This is a genomic window from Streptomyces sp. NPDC046887, assembly GCF_040644755.1.
Taxonomy (GTDB): Bacteria; Actinomycetota; Actinomycetes; order Streptomycetales; family Streptomycetaceae; genus Streptomyces; species Streptomyces lichenis.
In genome coordinates this window covers 55737-73587 of the sequence record NZ_JBEYXH010000020.1, presented here as the reverse complement: position 1 = coordinate 73587, position 17851 = coordinate 55737, and the positions used below count along the sequence as shown (strand labels likewise).

The 17851-nt window shown below is 73.8% G+C and carries 13 protein-coding genes, 4 tRNA genes and 1 other RNA gene; 9 read left to right on the top strand and 9 right to left on the bottom strand.

Annotation, left to right across the window (positions count from 1 at the left end; all coding sequences use genetic code 11):
- Positions 1 to 100: 100 nt before the first annotated feature.
- Positions 101 to 188: transfer RNA gene (locus tag ABZ945_RS19640), tRNA-Ser, on the bottom strand.
- Positions 189 to 319: 131 nt separating this feature from the next.
- Here ABZ945_RS19640 and ffs point away from each other — a divergent pair.
- From ffs to ABZ945_RS19610, 6 genes are all read left to right on the top strand, one after another.
- Positions 320 to 414: signal recognition particle sRNA small type (ffs, locus tag ABZ945_RS19635), an RNA gene on the top strand.
- Between the two features lie 143 nt (positions 415 to 557).
- Entirely contained in the window at positions 558 to 2846 is a 2289-nt protein-coding gene (locus tag ABZ945_RS19630) for a DNA polymerase III subunit gamma and tau (protein ID WP_361270890.1), read from the top strand.
- A gap of 108 nt (positions 2847 to 2954) precedes the next feature.
- A complete protein-coding gene (purD, locus tag ABZ945_RS19625; protein ID WP_361270887.1) occupies positions 2955 to 4205 on the top strand; it encodes a phosphoribosylamine--glycine ligase in 1251 nt (416 codons plus the stop codon).
- A gap of 316 nt (positions 4206 to 4521) precedes the next feature.
- Positions 4522 to 6675: a hypothetical protein gene (locus ABZ945_RS19620; protein WP_361271007.1), complete on the top strand. Its 2154-nt coding sequence runs from the start codon at positions 4522 to 4524 to the stop codon at positions 6673 to 6675.
- 284 nt (positions 6676 to 6959) lie between these two features.
- Entirely contained in the window at positions 6960 to 8423 is a 1464-nt protein-coding gene (locus ABZ945_RS19615) for a N,N-dimethylformamidase beta subunit family domain-containing protein (protein WP_361270884.1), read from the top strand.
- Between the two features lie 104 nt (positions 8424 to 8527).
- Positions 8528 to 9427 (top strand): phosphoribosylaminoimidazolesuccinocarboxamide synthase, encoded by a 900-nt coding sequence (locus ABZ945_RS19610; RefSeq protein ID WP_361270882.1) that lies wholly within the window; start codon positions 8528 to 8530, stop codon positions 9425 to 9427.
- A gap of 157 nt (positions 9428 to 9584) precedes the next feature.
- Here the strand turns inward: ABZ945_RS19610 and ABZ945_RS19605 are convergent.
- From ABZ945_RS19605 to ABZ945_RS19570, 8 genes are all read right to left on the bottom strand, one after another.
- Positions 9585 to 9657: transfer RNA gene (locus ABZ945_RS19605), tRNA-Gly, on the bottom strand.
- 22 nt (positions 9658 to 9679) lie between these two features.
- A complete protein-coding gene (locus tag ABZ945_RS19600) occupies positions 9680 to 10291 on the bottom strand; it encodes a response regulator transcription factor (RefSeq protein ID WP_248631624.1) in 612 nt (203 codons plus the stop codon).
- Positions 10288 to 11574 (bottom strand): histidine kinase, encoded by a 1287-nt coding sequence (locus ABZ945_RS19595; protein WP_361270879.1) that lies wholly within the window; start codon positions 11572 to 11574, stop codon positions 10288 to 10290. The genes ABZ945_RS19600 and ABZ945_RS19595 overlap by 4 nt, the downstream gene beginning before the upstream one ends.
- Positions 11575 to 11627: 53 nt before the next feature.
- Positions 11628 to 12428, bottom strand: a complete 801-nt coding sequence (locus tag ABZ945_RS19590; protein ID WP_361270877.1) for an ABC transporter permease — start codon at positions 12426 to 12428, stop codon at positions 11628 to 11630.
- 1 nt (position 12429) lies between these two features.
- Positions 12430 to 13407: an ABC transporter ATP-binding protein gene (locus ABZ945_RS19585; protein ID WP_361270874.1), complete on the bottom strand. Its 978-nt coding sequence runs from the start codon at positions 13405 to 13407 to the stop codon at positions 12430 to 12432.
- 139 nt (positions 13408 to 13546) lie between these two features.
- Positions 13547 to 13619: transfer RNA gene (locus ABZ945_RS19580), tRNA-Gly, on the bottom strand.
- Positions 13620 to 13698: 79 nt separating this feature from the next.
- Positions 13699 to 13770 (bottom strand) — tRNA-Gly (locus ABZ945_RS19575).
- Between the two features lie 176 nt (positions 13771 to 13946).
- Positions 13947 to 14303, bottom strand: a complete 357-nt coding sequence (locus ABZ945_RS19570; RefSeq protein WP_361270872.1) for an Lsr2 family protein — start codon at positions 14301 to 14303, stop codon at positions 13947 to 13949.
- Positions 14304 to 14639: 336 nt separating this feature from the next.
- Between ABZ945_RS19570 and purS the strand changes: the two genes are divergently transcribed.
- The 3 genes from purS to purL are packed head-to-tail and all read left to right on the top strand — an operon-like array spanning position 14640 to position 17835.
- Positions 14640 to 14885, top strand: coding sequence for a phosphoribosylformylglycinamidine synthase subunit PurS (gene purS, locus ABZ945_RS19565; protein ID WP_248631629.1), 246 nt, complete (start codon positions 14640 to 14642; stop codon positions 14883 to 14885).
- A complete protein-coding gene (purQ, locus tag ABZ945_RS19560; RefSeq protein WP_361270869.1) occupies positions 14882 to 15586 on the top strand; it encodes a phosphoribosylformylglycinamidine synthase subunit PurQ in 705 nt (234 codons plus the stop codon). Before purS ends, purQ begins: the two co-directional genes overlap by 4 nt.
- Positions 15586 to 17835 (top strand): phosphoribosylformylglycinamidine synthase subunit PurL, encoded by a 2250-nt coding sequence (purL, locus tag ABZ945_RS19555; RefSeq protein WP_361270867.1) that lies wholly within the window; start codon positions 15586 to 15588, stop codon positions 17833 to 17835. The genes purQ and purL overlap by 1 nt, the downstream gene beginning before the upstream one ends.
- Positions 17836 to 17851: the final 16 nt, after the last annotated feature.

The following is a 17851-nucleotide window of genomic DNA, read 5'->3' as shown; positions in this document are numbered from 1 at the left end:
CAACCGTAGTGGACAAAGACCAGGACAACGGAGGCTGAGGAATGTCGAAGGGCCCCACTGCAAGCAGTGGGGCCCTTCGACATCGTGCCCGGTGAGGCACTGGCGGAGGATACGAGATTCGAACTCGTGAGGGGTTGCCCCCAACACGCTTTCCAAGCGTGCGCCCTAGGCCTCTAGGCGAATCCTCCGCCGGGAACATTACATGACCGAGAGGGGTGCTCGCGAACTCGTTCCCCGCTGGTCACGGGGAGGGGGTCCGGGGAGTGGAGTGGGTGCGGGAGGCGGGTGTGGGCGGGGTCGGGCATCGGGTAGTCTGGGCGCAGCCCCTCACGTGGCGCTATCTGACTGAACTCCCCCAGGGCCGGAAGGCAGCAAGGGTAGGTCGGCTCTGGCGGGTGCGTGGGGGGCCCTTTGCGTTCCGGGTGGGGTTTCCGGGGTGTGGGCCGGTGGGCGGGATGGGTGTGGGGGAGCTCGTGGCGGGGTGACGGGGCCGGGCGGGGCGGTCGGGGAGGTGCGGGGCCGGTCGGTTGTCGGTGGGGCCCGATATCGTCGTAAGCGTGTCGTCCCTCGCCTTGTACCGCCGCTACCGCCCCGAGACCTTCGCCGAGGTCATCGGGCAGGAGCATGTCACCGACCCGCTGCAGCAGGCCCTGCGTAACAACCGGGTCAACCACGCGTACCTGTTCAGCGGGCCGCGGGGGTGCGGGAAGACGACCAGTGCGCGGATCCTCGCGCGCTGTCTGAACTGCGAGCAGGGGCCCACGCCCACGCCGTGCGGTGAGTGCCAGTCCTGCCAGGACCTGGCGCGGAACGGGCCGGGGTCGATCGATGTGATCGAGATCGACGCGGCGTCGCACGGAGGCGTGGACGACGCCCGTGACCTGCGGGAGAAGGCGTTCTTCGGGCCCGCGAGCAGCCGGTACAAGATCTACATCATCGACGAGGCGCACATGGTCACCTCGGCGGGGTTCAACGCCCTGCTGAAGGTGGTCGAGGAGCCGCCGGAGCATCTGAAGTTCATCTTCGCCACGACCGAGCCGGAGAAGGTCATCGGGACGATCCGGTCCCGGACGCACCACTACCCGTTCCGTCTGGTGCCGCCCGGCACGCTGCGGGACTACCTGGGCGAGGTCTGCGGCAAGGAGGAGATCCCGGTCGCGGACGGGGTGCTTCCGCTGGTGGTGCGGGCCGGTGCCGGTTCGGTGCGTGACTCGATGTCGGTGATGGACCAGCTGCTGGCCGGCGCCGCCGAGGACGGTGTGACGTACGCCATGGCCACCGGACTGCTGGGGTACACCGACGGCTCGCTGCTGGACTCGGTGGTGGACGCCTTCGCCTCCGGGGACGGCGCCGCGGCCTTCGAGGTGGTGGACCGGGTCATCGAGGGCGGGAACGACCCGCGCCGCTTCGTCACCGACCTGCTGGAGCGGCTGCGCGACCTGGTGATCCTCGCCGCCGTACCGGACGCCGGGGAGAAGGGGCTGATCGACGCCCCCGCCGATGTGGTGGAGCGGATGCAGGCGCAGGCCTCGGTGTTCGGGGCCGCCGAGCTGAGCCGCGCCGCCGACCTGGTCAACACCGGGCTGACCGAGATGCGCGGGGCCACCTCACCGCGCCTCCAGCTGGAGCTGATCTGCGCCCGGGTGCTGCTGCCGGCCGCGTTCGCCGACGAGCGGTCGCTGCTGGCCCGGCTGGACCGGCTGGAGCGGAGCGGGCCCCCGGCGGCCGCCGTCTTCCAGCAGCCCGGCCCGGGACCGGCGGTGGGGTACGTACCGGGCCCGGAGGCTCATGGGCAGCCGGCGCCCATGCCTCAGGCTCCGGCACCCGTACCTCAGGCTCCGGCGCCCCAGCCGGCGCAGGAGGCGCCCGCCGCCGACGGTGGGACCCCTGCCCCGGCCAAGCCGGGGGCCTGGCCCTCCGCCGGTGGAGGCCAGGGCGATACGGCGGGCGGCGGCGGTGCCCAGGGAAGTGGTGGTGCGCAGGGCGGGGGCGGTGGGCGTCCTGCCGGTGCCTGGCCGTCGGCGTCCACTCCGGGGAGCCGGCCGGCCGCCCCGGCGGCGCCCGCGGCCCCGCAGCAGGCCGCACCGGCCGGGCAGGCGTCGGGAGGAACCTCTCCGGGGATGGCGCAGGGCGCGGCCCAGGTGCGGAACATGTGGCCGGACGTCCTGGAGGCGGTCAAGGGCCGCCGCCGCTTCACCTGGATCCTGCTCAGCCAGAACGCCCAGGTCGCCGGGTTCGACGGCACCACCCTCCAGCTCGGCTTCCTCAACGCGGGCGCCCGCGACAACTTCGCCGGCAGCGGCAGCGAGGACGTGCTGCGCCAGGCGCTGGCCGAGCGGTTCAACGTGCACTGGAAGATCGAGGCGATCGTCGATCCCTCCGGTGGCTCCGCCCCGCCGCCCCCGCCCGGCTCCGGCGGACCCGCCGGCGGCTACGGAGGCGGGTACGGCGGTGGGCAGGGCGGTGGATCCGCTGGCGGCCAGGGCGGCGGGGCGGTCGGTGGGTACGGCGGCGGGGCTCCGGCGGCGCCCGCGGGGCCGGCTCCCGGCACCGTGCAGGGGCCGTCGTCCGGGGGTCAGGGGAATGCGGGCCCCGGGCCCGTGTCGCATACGCCGCAGAGGGGCGCAGACTCGGCCGAACGGCCCGGTTCCGGGCCGTCGGCGGACCGGTCGCCCGCCGGCGGCGGCACGGACCGGCCCGCACCGCCGCCCCGGCCGCCGGTGCGGCTGGAGGACGACGTGCCGGAGGAGGACGACCCCGACCTGGTCGACTCCGCGCTCTCCGGCCACGACCTGATCGTGCGGGAGCTGGGCGCCACGGTGGTGGAGGAGTACACCAACGAGTAGGCCGCGACCGGCACGGCGGTGGTACGGAGGAACGTACGAGGGCGGGGCGGGCGTCCGCTCGGTGGCCCGCACAAGGGCGTCCTCCGTCCGCGGGCTACCCTGGCTGGCGTGAAGGTCCTCGTCATCGGCGGCGGCGCCCGCGAACACGCCCTGTGCCGCTCCCTCTCCCTCGATCCCGACGTCACCGCTCTGCACTGCGCGCCCGGCAACGCCGGAATCGCGGAGGTCGCCGAGCTCCACCCGGTGGACGCCCTCGACGGCGCCGCCGTGGCCGCTCTGGCCGGTGAACTCGCCGCCGACCTGGTCGTCATCGGCCCGGAGGCCCCGCTGGTCGCGGGGGTCGCCGACGCCGTGCGGGCGGCCGGCATCCCCTGCTTCGGCCCGTCGAAGGAGGCCGCCCGGCTGGAGGGCTCCAAGGCCTTCGCCAAGGACGTGATGGCCGGGGCCGGGGTGCCCACGGCCCGCTCGTACGTCTGCACCACCCCGGAGGAGATCGACACCGCGCTGGACGCCTTCGGCGCCCCGTACGTGGTCAAGGACGACGGCCTCGCCGCCGGCAAGGGCGTCGTGGTGACCGACGACGTCGAGCAGGCCCGGGCGCACGCCCGCTCCTGCGAGCGGGTGGTGATCGAGGAGTTCCTGGACGGCCCCGAGGTCTCCCTCTTCGCCATCACCGACGGCACCACCGTGCTGCCGCTCACCCCCGCCCAGGACTTCAAGCGCGCCCTCGACGGCGACCAGGGCCCCAACACCGGCGGCATGGGCGCCTACTCGCCGCTGCCCTGGGCCGACCCCAAGCTGGTGGACGAGGTGCTTCAGACCGTCCTCCAGCCCACCGTGGACGAGCTGCGCCGCCGCGGCACCCCGTTCTCCGGGCTGCTCTACGCGGGCCTGGCGATCACCTCGCGCGGGGTGCGGGTCATCGAGTTCAACGCCCGCTTCGGCGACCCGGAGACCCAGGTCGTGCTGGCCCGGCTGCGCACCCCGCTGGCCCGGGTGCTGCTGCACGCGGCCGAGGGCACCCTGGACAGCGAGCCGCCGCTGACCTGGCACGACTCCGCCGCCGTGACCGTGGTCATCGCCTCCCACAACTACCCCGGAACCCCGCGCACCGGTGATGCGATCACCGGTCTGGAGGAGGTGGCGGAGCTGGACGCCCCGGGCGCCTACGTCCTGCACGCGGGTACGCGACGGGAGGGCGACGCGGTGGTCAGCGCCGGGGGCCGGGTGCTCTCGGTCACCGCCACCGGTGAGGACCTGGCCGAGGCGCGGGACCGCGCCTACGCGGCGGTCGCGCGGGTCCGGCTGGACGGCTCGCAGCACCGTACCGACATCGCCCGCACCGCCGCCGGGAGCTGATCGGCGGCCGGCGGCCTGTGGCCTGGGACGCGCCGCGGGATCCGGTCCGAGGACCGGATCCCGCGGCGCGTCTTTCTGTCCACACCTTTGCCCAAAGCCATTCCATCGAGTGATGGCTGAGCCATACGGATGACGCCTGCCGGTGCCCCAACTAGGGTGCCGCGCAGGCGTTCCGGCGCGTTCCGGCACTTGGCCCACCGGCATTGCGATGTCAGTGGCGGGTGCCACAGTGGGGGAGTGACCAGTACCGCCGCGAGGCAGTCCGCCGCAGGGCAGAAGGGGGTGACGTACAGCCGTGTCCGACGCCGCGAAGGGGATGGGTGAGGAGCGGGGCGCGCAGGCCGCCCGGGCCCGGGCGCTGGCCGTGCTGCGGGTGCGCGGCCGGGCGCTGGGCGTGGCCCTGCTGCCGGCGGCCGTCGCCGTGGTCCTGCTGGCCGGCGGGGCGACGGGGCGGCTGACCGGCGCCGGCTGGGACGCCGCGCGCTGGGCGGTCTCGGCGCTGGCGGTGGCCGTGCTGGCCGCCGCCGCGGTGGTGGCCTCGGCGGTGGCCCGGGCCAGGCCGGCGCTCACCCCGACGGTCGACATCCCCGCGGAGTCCGCCCCCGACCTGTACCGGCTGGTCCAGGACCTCGCCGGGCGCCTGGACGTTCCGGCGCCCTCGGCGATAGCGCTGACCCCGGACTGCGACAGCTGGCTGGAGGACCGCTCCCACCCGGCGCACGCCCGGGCGCTGCCCGGCGCATCCGCGCGCGGCCGCCGCTCGGAGGCGGCGCCGGTGCTGGTGATCGGCTCGCCGTTCCTGTGGTGGATGAGGGTGGCCGAGCTACGGGCGGTGCTGGCCCCGGTGGTCGCCGGTACCGGCCCCTCGGCGCACCCCGACATAGCCGACGCCCGCCGGTTCGTCCGCGGGCTGGACGCGGCGGTCGCCGCGGCGGACCGTCCGGGGCCCGGGGGCGGTGGGGTACGCGGGTGGGGTGCGCGGTTCACCGGCGCGGTGGCCAGGATCCTGCTCCGCTCCTGCCGGGCGCATGTCGCCGAGATGGAGCGGGGGGTCGCGGCCGCCGGTTCGGAGCGGGCCCGGGAGGTGGACTACGGGCTGCGGATCGCCGCCCAGGAGCAGGTCGGCCTCGCGTACGCGGGGTGGGACCGGCTGTTGACCCGGGTGGCGCTGCCCGCGTGGCGGATGGGCCGCTGGCCGTCCCGGCTGGACGCGGGGGTCGTCTCGGCGCTCACCGAGCTGTCCCGGCGCGACCGGCTCGCCGAGGGGTACGCCTCCCGGCTGGGCGAGCGCCCCGCGTGCGACCTGCTGGAGGAGCCCGGGCTGGTGGACGAGGCCACCTCGCTGCTGGCCGCCCGCCTCTTCCACGGTGGCCCCGCCCGGCCCGGGCCCGGCTGGGCGCCGGTCGACTGGCAGGACTATCCGGACGAGGTGGTGGGCCGGAAGTGGCGCACCGAGGCGGCCCGGCTGCACCGCGTCCTCGACCGGCTGGGCGTGGAGCGCGGCACCGACGGGACGCTGGCCCGGGTCATGGACCATCTGTCGGCCGGCACCGACCGGGGCGGTGAGGCCCTGGCGGCCGCGATCACCGCCGAGGTGGCCCGCGAGCGGGCGGGGGAGCCGGGTGGCCTGGCGGCCGGGTCGGCGCCGGCCGGGACCGCCACTACCGGGCAGGCCGCGAGTGGGCCCGGCACCCCGGCGGCGGCCCCCGGTGGTCCCCTGGCGGCCGGGTCGGGGACGACCCGCGGCGGCTCCGTGGGCGGGTCGGCGACGGCCACGGACGGTCCGTACTGCGCCCCGGAGGCGCCCGCGGGCGGTCCCACCACGTCGGCGGCGGCCCCTGATGGCCTCCTCTTCGGTCCCGCCCCGGTGGCCCGTCCGGAGGAGCCCGTCGCACCGCGACCGGCCCCGGCAGCGTCGGTCGCCGCGCCCTACTCCGTACCGCAGGCGTCCATCGCCACCCGGCTCTCCGAGCCCGGGCCCCCGGAGCATCGGTCGCCCGAGGCGGACCCGGCTGCCGGAAGCCACCCGTCCTCCGAGGCCGGCCCAGCACCCTCAGGGGCGTACCCGACCTCCGACCCCGCTTCCGGCCCCGGCCACGCCTCCGGCCCCGACCCCGCTCCCGGTCCCGGCCACGACCCCGGTCTCGGCCACGACCCCGGTCCCGGCCACGACCTCGCCTCCGACCTCTACGGCGACCTCCCGCTCCTCCCCCTGCAACCACCACGCACCGGGCGGGAGTTGCTCGCGGACCATGTCACCGCGATGGTCTGCTGCGCGGCCGTGGACACGGCCGGGGCCGCGCCGGGGCTGGACTGGCTGGACGGGCCCACCCTGCTCGTCGCCGGGCGGCGTCATCCGGACCTCGCGGCCAGGGTGCTGAGCCTGGTGGAGGACGCCGACCCGGGGCCGCTCCGGGCATGGCTGGCCACCGTGGGCGTACGGGCCGAGAAGCCGGTACGGCTCGGCTGAGCGGGGGAGGGGGAGGGCAGGGGTGGGGAGGAGGAGGCGTCGGTGCCGGCTCCCGACTCCGAAGCGCCCGGGGTCCTGGCGGGTGGGACCTGGATGGAGGACCGCACCCCGGCCCGGGGGAGCCCGCACTTCGGCGCCCGCCAGCCGGCCTCTACCTCCCCCCGGATGTGAAGGGAGGATTCCGGTTTCGTCAATCCGCGACAAAGGGTGACGGGGTGCGTGCGTTATGTGATGTGCTGGGGATCGGCAGTGACAAGCACGGGGGACAGCGAGGGAGGGGCGCCATGGGGGCGGAACACATCAGACGGTGGGAGTCGGGAGCCCTCGCCCACGCCGTCACGGACCCGTTCGGGCAGGGGCCGCTGCCCTGGCTGCGGGCCAGCGAGCCGTATCTCGACGACTCCGGCCAGGTGGTGCCCTGGTACGCCGATCCGGACCTCGGCGCCCGGGGCAGAGGCGGCGGGACCCGGTCGGCCGACGATGTGCACCGCCAGATCAAGGGGTTCACCTCCACCGGGGCGGTCGCCCCCGGGGAGGCCGTCGACTTCCACATCACCGTGGACCCGCCCCAGGAGTTCTCCGTGGGCGTCTACCGCATCGGGCACTACGCCGGAGCCGGGGCCGCCAAGGTCACCACCAGCCCCCGGCTGGCCGGCATCGTCCAGCCGGCCCCGCTCACCGCCGACCGCACCGTCTCCTGCCACCACTGGTGGCTGTCCTGGCGGATGCAGGTCCCCTCGTACTGGTCGGTCGGCGCCTATGTCGCCGTGCTGACCACCGCCGACGGCCACCGCTCCCACATCCCCTTCACCGTGCGCGACGAGCGGCCCGCCGATCTGCTGCTGCTCCTGCCGGACGTCACCTGGCAGGCGTACAACCTCTACCCGGAGGACGGCCGGACCGGCGCCAGCCTCTACCACGCCTGGGACGAGGAGGGGCGGCTGCTCGGCGAGGAGGACGCCGCCACCACGGTCTCCTTCGACCGCCCCTACGCGGGCGCCGGGCTGCCGCTGCACGTGGGCCACGCCTACGACTTCATCCGCTGGGCCGAGCGTTACGGCTACGACCTGGCCTACGCCGACGCCCGCGATCTGCACGCCGGCCGGGTGGATCCCACCCGGTACCGGGGCCTGGTCTTCCCCGGCCACGACGAGTACTGGTCGGTCCCCATGCGCCGCACCACCGAGGCCGCCCGCGACCACGGCACCTCGCTGGTCTTCCTGTCCGCCAACACCATGTACTGGCAGGTCGAGCTGTCCCCGTCCGCCTCCGGGGTGCCGGACCGCCTGCTCACCTGCCGCAAACGCAAGGGCCCCGGCCGCCCGGCGCTCTGGCGCGAGGTGGACCGCCCCGAGCAGCAGCTGCTGGGCATCCAGTACGCGGGCCGGGTGCCCGAGCCGCACCCCCTGGTCGTCCGGAACGCCGACCACTGGCTCTGGGAGGCCACCGGGGCGGGCGAGGAGGACGAGCTGACCGGGCTGGTCGCAGGCGAGGCCGACCGCTACTTCCCGCGCACCGCGCTCCCCGACCACCAGCGGCGCATCCTGCTCGCCCACTCGCCCTACCGGGACGGCGACGGCGCCCTGCGCCACCAGGAGACCTCTCTGTACCGCGCGCCGTCCGGGGCGCTGGTCTTCGCCTCCGGCACCTTCGCCTGGTCCCCGGCCCTGGACCGCCCCGGCCACGTGGACGAGCGCGTCCAGCGCGCCACCGCCAATCTGCTGGACCGTATCTGCAAGCGTGACTGAGGCGAGCGAGACGGACGCGAACGCGACTGAACGCGGCCCGGCGGACGGCGGGGGCCGGGGTGCGGGACAATCGGTCCCGTCGTACAGAACTACGCGGAGGCACCGTGTCCGGATTCGTCGAAAAGCCCGAGCCGATCCAGGTCCCCGGCCTGGTTCATCTGCACACCGGCAAGGTGCGCGACCTGTACCGGAACGAGGACGGCGGCCTCGTCATGGTGGCCAGTGACCGGATCTCCGCCTACGACTGGGTGCTGCCCAGCGAGATCCCGGACAAGGGCCGGGTGCTCACCCAGCTGTCGCTGTGGTGGTTCGAGCAGCTCGCCGACCTGGCGCCCAACCATGTGGTCTCCACCGAGCTGCCGGACGGCGCCCCCGCCGAGTGGGCCGGGCGCACTCTGGTCTGCCGTTCGCTGGACATGGTCCCGGTGGAGTGCGTGGCCCGCGGCTACCTCACCGGTTCCGGCCTCGCCGAGTACCAGGAGACGCAGACCGTCTGCGGGCTGGCGCTGCCCGAGGGGCTGAGCGACGGCTCCGAGCTGCCCGCGCCGATCTTCACCCCGGCCACCAAGGCGGCCGTCGGCGAGCACGACGAGAACGTCTCGTACGAGGAGGTGGCCCGCCAGGTCGGCGCGGAGACCGCCGCCGAGCTGCGCCAGCTCACCCTCGCGGTCTACAGCCGGGCCCGGGACATCGCCCGCGAGCGGGGGATCATCCTGGCCGACACCAAGTTCGAGTTCGGCCATGACGGCGAGCGGCTGCTGATCGCGGACGAGGTGCTGACCCCGGACTCCTCGCGCTTCTGGCCGGCCGCGAGCTGGGAGCCGGGCCGCCCGCAGCCCTCGTACGACAAGCAGTACGTACGCGACTGGCTGACCTCCCCGGCCTCCGGCTGGGACCGCCGCGGCGAGCAGCCGCCGCCCGCGCTGCCCGCCGAGGTGGTGGAGAAGACCCGCGCCAAGTACGTGGAGGCGTACGAGCTGCTGACCGGCACCCCCTGGGCGTAAGCCGTTCCCAGGTCCCCCGGCCACCGCGGCCGGGGGACCCGGGGTCCTTGAAACCCCGGGGACCCGGTGTCCCCCAAACCCGGGGACCGTGAAACCGCATACGAACTCGGCACACGACGAAGCCCCCGGTCCATCGACCGGGGGCTTCGTTTCGCTGAGCGGACGACGAGGCTCGAACTCGCGACCTCAACCTTGGCAAGGTTGCGCTCTACCAACTGAGCTACGTCCGCATGCGCCGTAGCGCGAAAGCCACTATACCCAACCTCGCTCGCGGGCGAGACGCACCGCCGAATGGCGGTTCTCCGCACCGATCTTGGTCACCGCCGAGGAGAGGTAGTTGCGCACCGTCCCGGGCGAGAGCGAGGCCCGTTCGGCGATCTCCGAGACCGGCGCCCCGTCGGCCGCCAGCTCCAGCACCTCCGCCTCCCGCGCGGTCAGCGGGGAGTCTCCGGCCGAGATCGCGTCGGCCGCCAACTCCGGGTCCACATAGCGGTTTCCGCCGTGCACGGTACGGATGACCTCGGCCAGCCGCTGGGCGCTGACCGTCTTCGGCACAAACCCCCGCACCCCCGCCGCGAGCGCCCGCTTCAGATGGCCGGGCCGCCCATGGCTGGTCACGATCATGGTCCGGCACTCGGGCAGCTCGGCGCGCAGCCATGTGGCCACCTTCACACCGTCGGCGCCCGGCATCTGGAGGTCCAGCACCGCGACGTCCGGCCGGTGCGCCCGGGCCATGGCCAGCGCCTCCGGTCCGGACGCGGCCTGGGCGACCACCGCGAGGTCGTCCTCCAGACCGAGCAGCGCGGCCAGCGCGCCGCGGATCAGATGCTCGTCGTCGGCCAGCAGTACGCGTACGGGGCTCACGCCGCACCTCCCGCGGCGACGCTCGCGCCGGCCGCCTCCGTGCGAAGCTCACCGGGGGAGTCACCCGGCTCGGCCAGCGGCACCCGGGCGGTGACCCGGAAGCGCCCGCCGTCCACCGGCCCCGCCTCCAGCACCCCGTCCAGCGCGGCCAGCCGCTCGCGCAGCCCGGTCAGCCCGGAGCCACCACCCGGCCCACCCACCGTGTCGCCGGGCCCACCCGCCCCGCCCCCGCCGTCGTCCTCCACGGTCAGCACCGCCCGTCCTCCCTCCGTACGCAGCTCCACCGCGCAGTGCGAGGCGTCGCCGTGCCGCAGCACATTGGTCGCCGCCTCGCGGACCACCCAGGCGAGCGCCGACTGCACCGCGGGCGGCAGCTCCCCCGCGGCCGGGTCCCGGACCGAGCAAGCGATCCCGGCCGCCGCCAGCACCCCCCGCGCGCCCTCCAGTTCGGTACGGAGATCGGCCTCCCGGTAGCCGCGCACCACGTCCCGCACCTCCCGCTGCGACTCCTGGGCCAGCTGCTGCACCTCGGTCATCTGCGCGAGCGCCGCCTCGGTCTGGCCGCGCCGGCCCAGCTGCACCGCCAGCTCGCTCTTGAGCGCCAGCACCGACAGATTGCGCCCCATCACATCGTGCAGGTCCCGGCCGAACCGCAGCCGCTCCTCGGCGACCGCCAGCCGGGCCTGGAGCTCGCGGGCCTCGTCCAGCTCCCACACCGCCCGCAGCAGCCAGGCCGAGAACCCGGTCGCGAACGCCATGAAGACGCTGATGGCGGCACCGCCGGCGGCGATCCAGGCCGCGTCCATCAGCGGCACCCGGCAGGCCAGCGCGGCCAGCAGGAGCGCCGCCCCGGCGGCGAGGGCCAGCGCCAGCATGGCCCGCACCCGCCGCAGCGCCAGCACCAGGCCGCCGACGCCGAAGAAGGCCGCCCCCATCGCGGCCGTGGCGGCCGCCCCCAGGTCCAGGCTTCCGAAGCCGTGCAGCGCCAGCGCGGTCACCCCCAGGGCGGCCGATGCCGCCCCGTACACCGCGAGCAGGCGGTCCGGCCGCGCCCGCCGGGACAGCTGCCAGTCCAGCCCGCGGGCGAGCACCACCAAGCTCAGCGCGGAGTGGCCGACGACCATCAGGAACAGCCAGCCGCCGAGCGGCCCCAGCGCGCGGCCGAGGACCCCGAGCCCGACGCCCAGGATCTCGACGACCGCGAACATATGGAAGGACCAGCGGGTGTAGAGCTCCACCTTCTGCGGGTTGCTCCGCCCCTGCCACCAGCCTGTCAGCCGCACACCGGCCTCCTTCCGTCCCCGTCCCGTCACCGTCCTCGGCCCCCGTGCTCCGCTCAGCGCCGCGGCTCCCAGCGGAACCAGCGCCGTGCGGCGTACCCGGACAGGATGGCCCACACCGCGGCGACCACGGCGGCCTCCAGCAGCTCCGAGCCGCCGCCGGTGCCCAGCCAACCGGTCCGGATCACCGTCGTCACCCCGGTCAGCGGCAGCAGCTGGCACACCTCGGCGACCCCGTCCGGGAACGTCTCCAGCGGCACGAACAGTCCCGAGCCCATCACCGAGACCATGAACAGCGGCAGGGTGGTGATCTGCGCGCTCTCGGTGGTGCGGGTCACCGCCGCCGTCAGCGCGGCCAGCCCGGCCAGCAGCACGGTGCCCAGCAGCAGTCCGGCCAGCAGCAGTTCCGGCCGCTGCGGGGCCTTCACATCCAGGAAGAGGGTGCCCGCGAGCACCATCAGCACGCTCTGCGCCAGCGCCGGCGCGGCCGCCGACAGCGCGGTGCCGGTCAGGATCTCCCCGTCGGTCACCTCGCCGGTGCGTAGCCGCTTGAGCACCAGCTCCTCGCGCCGGGCGACATAGGCGGAGGTGAGGTTGAGGTAGACGACGAGCACCAGCATCAGCGCGAGGCCACCGGTCAGCGCCCCCTCCAGGGCGTTCATGCCCGTCGGGCCCAGGTCCGCCTGGGCCAGGGTGCTGCGGAGCACCAGGACCATCAGCGGCGGCATCAGTACGGCGGTGAACAGCGCGTACCGGTTGCGCACCAGCAGGGTCAGCTCGGAGCGGGCCAGCGCGCCCAGCCGCCGCGCCCTGGTGGACGGGGCCCCGGTCTCCGCCCTCATGTCGGTCGCCGCCATGTCACACCCCCGCCTTCTCGGTGCCGAACGCGTCCGTCGTCTGATCCCTCGGGTCCGTCGCGTCCCGCGCGATGTCGAGGAACGCCTCCTCCAGGGACGCCGAGCGGGCGTCCAGCCCCTCCAGCCGTACGGCCGACTCCCGCGCCCAGAGGAGGAGTTCGCCCAGGGCCTCCTGGAGGTCGGGGGTACGGATCTCCACCCGCCGGCCGTCCTCGCTCGCCGCCCGCAGGGAGAGCGGCAGCCGTCCGGCGGGTACGCCCTCGGGCAGCGTGAAGCGGATACGGGCCGGCCGGGCGGCGGTCACCTCGGCGGGTGTGCCGGCCGCCACGATCCGGCCGCCGTGCATGATGGCCAGCCGGTCGGCGAGCGACTCCGCCTCCTCCAGGTAGTGCGTGGTCAGCAGCACGGTGGTGCCGCCCTCCCGCAGCCGCCGCACCAGCCGCCAGGTCTCCCGCCGCCCCTCGGCGTCCAGTCCGGTGGTCGGCTCGTCGAGGAAGAGCACCTCGGGTCGGCCGAGCAGCGCCAGGGCCAGGTCGAGCCGGCGCCGTTCGCCGCCGGACAGCTGCTTGACCCGTACCGCGGCCCGCCCGCCGAGACCGGTCAGTTCCAGGGCCTCTCCGACGGGCCGCGCCCCGGTGGTGCAGCCGGCCCACATCCGTACCGTCTCGGCGACCGTCAGATCCGAGGGGAAGCCGCCCTCCTGGAGCATCACGCCGATCCGGGGGCGCACCTCGGCGCGCTGCCGGTACGGGTCGCGGCCGAGCACCCGCACGGTGCCGCCGCTGGGTTCGGCCAGGCCCTCCAGCAGTTCCACGGTGGAGGTCTTGCCCGCGCCGTTGGTGCCGAGCAGGGCGAAGATCTCGCCGTGCTCCACCGCGAGGTCGATGCCCCGCACCGCCTCGAAGCCGCCCCGGCCGCCCGCGTACCGGCGCCGCAGGCCGTCGGCCCGGATGGCGTACTCGTACTCGTCGTTGGTCATGCATCCAGGCTTCCGCCCGCCGAAGGCGCTCGGCAGTGCGCGCCATCACCGCTCGCCATGACAGATGTCATGCGGGGTCGGCCAGGAGGCCGGTACAACGCGAAACCCCCGGTCGCGATGACCGGGGGTTTGCTCACTGAGCGGACGACGAGATTCGAACTCGCGACCCTCACCTTGGCAAGGTGATGCTCTACCAACTGAGCCACGTCCGCGTTGCTCCCGCTCAGCTCTCACTGGGCGGTGCGGGCACCACTCTACCTGATCGATTGAGCTGATCGGTACGTGGTACGGAGCGGGTGACAGGAATTGCACACTGCGCCTCCCCCCTGGAAGGGGGGTGTTCTACTACTGAACTACACCCGCACGCTCCGTGAGGTGGAGGCTTTTTCGGCCTCGCCCCTCGGCGTGATCCAGACTCTAGCCGATCACCCGGGGGGTCGCGCAACTCGGCCGCCGGGCCGCCCGCTGAGCGGGCCTCAGCCCGGGCGGGGCTCGGGGCGGGATGGGCCTCGGTCCGGGAGGCTTCCAGCCCGGTGGCGTCAGCCCGCCGCGTGGAAGGCCTCGTAGATCCGCTTGGGGATACGGCCGCGGGCCGGCACCTCCAGCTTGTTGGACTGCGCCCAGGCGCGGACCGCCGCCGGGTCGGGGTCGAGAGTGGTGTGCGAGGCCTGGGCGGCGCGGGGGGCCGGGCCGGTGCCGGAGCGGCGTCCGGGTCTGCCGCCCGGCCGGGTCCGGCCCGCGGCCAGGTAGGGCGCCAGGGCCTTGCGCAGTTTCTTCGCATTGGCAGGATTGAGGTCGATCTCGTACGACTTCCCGTCGAGCCCGAACACGACCGTTTCCGCCGCCTCTCCGCCGTCGATGTCGTCGAAGAGCGTGACCACTACGCGCTGTGCCACGGATATCGGTCCTTTCCTGCCGGTACCGCGCCGAAGTGCGGTCTTACCGGATTCACGGTGATCGCGGGGTGATGCCGCTTTCCTCTGCATTCCTTTGTACAGCGGAAGGCGTCCCCCGGTGAAGCCCAGCCAATTGCGTCCGCGTGTCCGGCGGCAATGGGCGGGCGCATTCTTTTCCCGGATTTTCCCGCCGGGGCGATCACCGGGCCGGCCGCGGAGGCGGCGATCTTGCCGGAGGTGCGGCGTTTGGAGGGACCTCCAATCCTCTACCCGCGTAGAAATTGGAGACAGGTACGCTGAGGGAACCGCCCACGCAACACACCACCGGGAGTGCCAGTGGCACGCGTCGTAGTCGACGTCATGCTCAAGCCGGAGATCCTCGACCCGCAGGGACAGGCGGTGCAACGCGCACTGCCCCGCCTCGGATTCGACGGGATCGCCGACGTCCGCCAGGGGAAGCGCTTCGAACTGGACGTGGAGGGGCCGGTCGACGAGGCCGCCCTCGCCCGCATCCACGAGATGGCCGAGACCTTCCTTGCCAACACCGTCATCGAGGACTTCGTCGTGAAGGTGGAGTCGTGACCTCGCGTATCGGCGTCGTCACGTTCCCCGGCACCCTGGACGACCGGGACGCGCTGCGGGCCGCCCGGCTCGCGGGCGCCGAGCCCGTACCGCTGTGGCACCGCGACAAGGACCTGCACCAGGTCGACGCGGTGGTGCTGGCGGGTGGCTTCTCCTACGGCGACTACCTCCGCGCCGGTGCCATCTCGCGCTTCTCGCCGGTGATGGAGACCATCATCGAGCAGGCGAAGGCGGGCCTTCCGGTCCTCGGCATCTGCAACGGCTTCCAGATCCTCACCGAGGCCCATCTGCTGCCCGGGGCGATGCTCCAGAACGACCACCTGCATTTCATCTGCCGCGAGCAGCGGCTGCGGGTGGAGAACGCCGCCACCGCCTGGACCGCCGACTTCGCGCCGGGCCAGGAGATCTCCATCCCGCTGAAGAACATGGACGGCCGGTACGTCGCCGACGAGCGCACGCTCGACGAGCTGGAGGCCGAGGGCCGGGTCGCCTTCCGCTACCTGGCCGAGGGCGAGGCGGCCGACGGCTACGGCAACCCCAACGGCTCGCTGCGGAACATCGCCGGCATCACCAACGCCGCCGGCAACGTCGTCGGCCTGATGCCGCACCCCGAGCACGCGGTGGAGCCGCTGATCGGCACCGGCGGCACCGACGGCCTCGGTTTCTTCACCTCGATCCTCAAGAAGTTGGTCAGCGCCTGATGACCCTGGACACCGTCAAGCACGCCGGCGAGACCCCGGACACCGAGCAGCCCTGGTCCGAACTGGGCCTCAAGCAGGACGAGTACGCCCGGATCCGGGAGATCCTCGGCCGCCGGCCCACCGGCGCCGAGCTCGCCATGTACTCGGTGATGTGGTCCGAGCACTGCTCGTACAAGAGCAGCAAGGTCCATCTGAAGCAGTTCGGCGAGAAGGTCCCGGCCAACGACGCCATGCTCGTCGGCATCGGCGAGAACGCCGGTGTGGTGGACGTCGGCCAGGGGTACGCGGTGACCTTCAAGGTCGAGTCGCACAACCACCCCTCGTACATCGAGCCCTACCAGGGCGCGGCCACCGGCGTCGGCGGCATCGTCCGCGACATCCTGGCCATGGGCGCCCGGCCGGTCGCGGTGGTGGACCCGCTGCGCTTCGGCGCCGCCGACCACCCCGACACCAAGCGGGTGCTGCCCGGCGTGGTGGCCGGCATCGGCGGCTACGGCAACTGCCTGGGCCTGCCCAACATCGGCGGCGAAGTCGTCTTCGACTCCTGCTACCAGGGCAACCCGCTGGTCAACGCCGGCTGCATCGGTGTGATGAAGCACGAGGACATCCACCTCGCCAAGGCCTCCGGCCCGGGCAACAAGGTCATCCTCTACGGCGCCCGCACCGGCGGCGACGGCATCGGCGGCGTCTCGGTCCTCGCGTCCGAGACCTTCGACGACACGAAGCCGACGAAGCGCCCCGCCGTCCAGGTCGGCGACCCGTTCCAGGAGAAGCTGCTCATCGAGTGCACCCTGGAGATCTTCGCCGAGAAGCTGGTGGCCGGCATCCAGGACCTCGGCGGCGCCGGGCTGTCCTGCGCCACCAGCGAGCTGGCCTCGGCCGGCACCGGCGGTATGCGGGTCGAGCTGGACACCGTGCCGCTGCGCGACGCCACGCTCTCGCCGGAGGAGATCCTCATGAGCGAGTCGCAGGAGCGGATGTGCGCGATCGTGGAGCCGCAGCACGTCGACCGCTTCCTGGCGATCTGCGAGAAGTGGGACGTCATCGCCACCGTCATCGGTGAGGTGACCGACGGCGAGCGGCTGGAGATCTTCTGGCACGGCGAGCAGATCGTGGACGTGCCCCCGGGCACCGTCGCCCACGAGGGCCCGACCTACCACCGCCCCTACGAGCGCCCCTCCTGGCAGGACGCGCTCCAGGCCGACGACGCGGGCGCGCTGCCCCGCCCGGCGGACGGCGCCGAGCTGAAGGACCAGGTCCTGAAGCTCGTATCGTCGCCCAACCAGGCCTCCAAGGCGTGGATCACCGACCAGTACGACCGCTTCGTGCAGGGCAACACGGTGCTGGCGCAGCCGGAGGACTCCGGCATGATCCGCATCGACGAGGAGACGAACCTCGGCGTCGCCATCGCCACGGACGGCAACGGGCGGTACGCCAAGCTCGACCCGTACACCGGCGCGCAGCTGGCGCTGGCCGAGGCGTACCGGAACGTCGCCGCCTCCGGCGCCAAGCCGCTGGCCATCTCCGACTGCCTCAACTTCGGCTCCCCCGAGGACCCGGCGGTGATGTGGCAGTTCGCCGAGGCCACCCGCGGTCTGGCGGACGGCTGCCTGGCCCTGGGCACCCCGGTGACCGGCGGCAATGTCTCGCTCTACAACCAGACCGGTGACCTCGCGATCCACCCCACCCCGGTGGTCGCCGTCCTCGGGGTGATCGACGACGTCAACCGCCGCACCCCGATCGCCTTCGCAGAGGAGGGCCAGCTCCTCTACCTGCTGGGCGACACCCGCGAGGAGTTCGGCGGCTCGGCCTGGTCCGAGGTGGTCCACGGCCATCTGGGCGGACTGCCGCCCAAGGTGGACCTGGACCGGGAGAAGCTGCTCGCCGAGATCCTGATCTCCGCCTCCCGCGACGGCATGGTCGACGCGGCGCACGACCTCTCCGACGGCGGTCTGGTGCAGGCGGTCGTGGAGTCCTGTCTGCGCGGCGGGAAGGGCGCCCGGCTGGTCGTCCCGGACGGCCTGGACGCCTTCACCTTCCTGTTCAGCGAGTCGGCCGGCCGCGCGGTGGTCTCCGTGCCGCGCAGCGAGGAGCTCCGCTTCACCGACATGTGCGGCGCCCGCGGCCTGCCCGCCACCCGCATCGGTGTGGTGGACGGCGAAGAGCTGGACGTGCAGGGCCAGTTCGCCGTCACCCTGGCCGAGCTGCGCACCGCGCACGAGGGGACCATCGCGGGTCTGCTCGCCTGACCGCGCGTTCGCACCA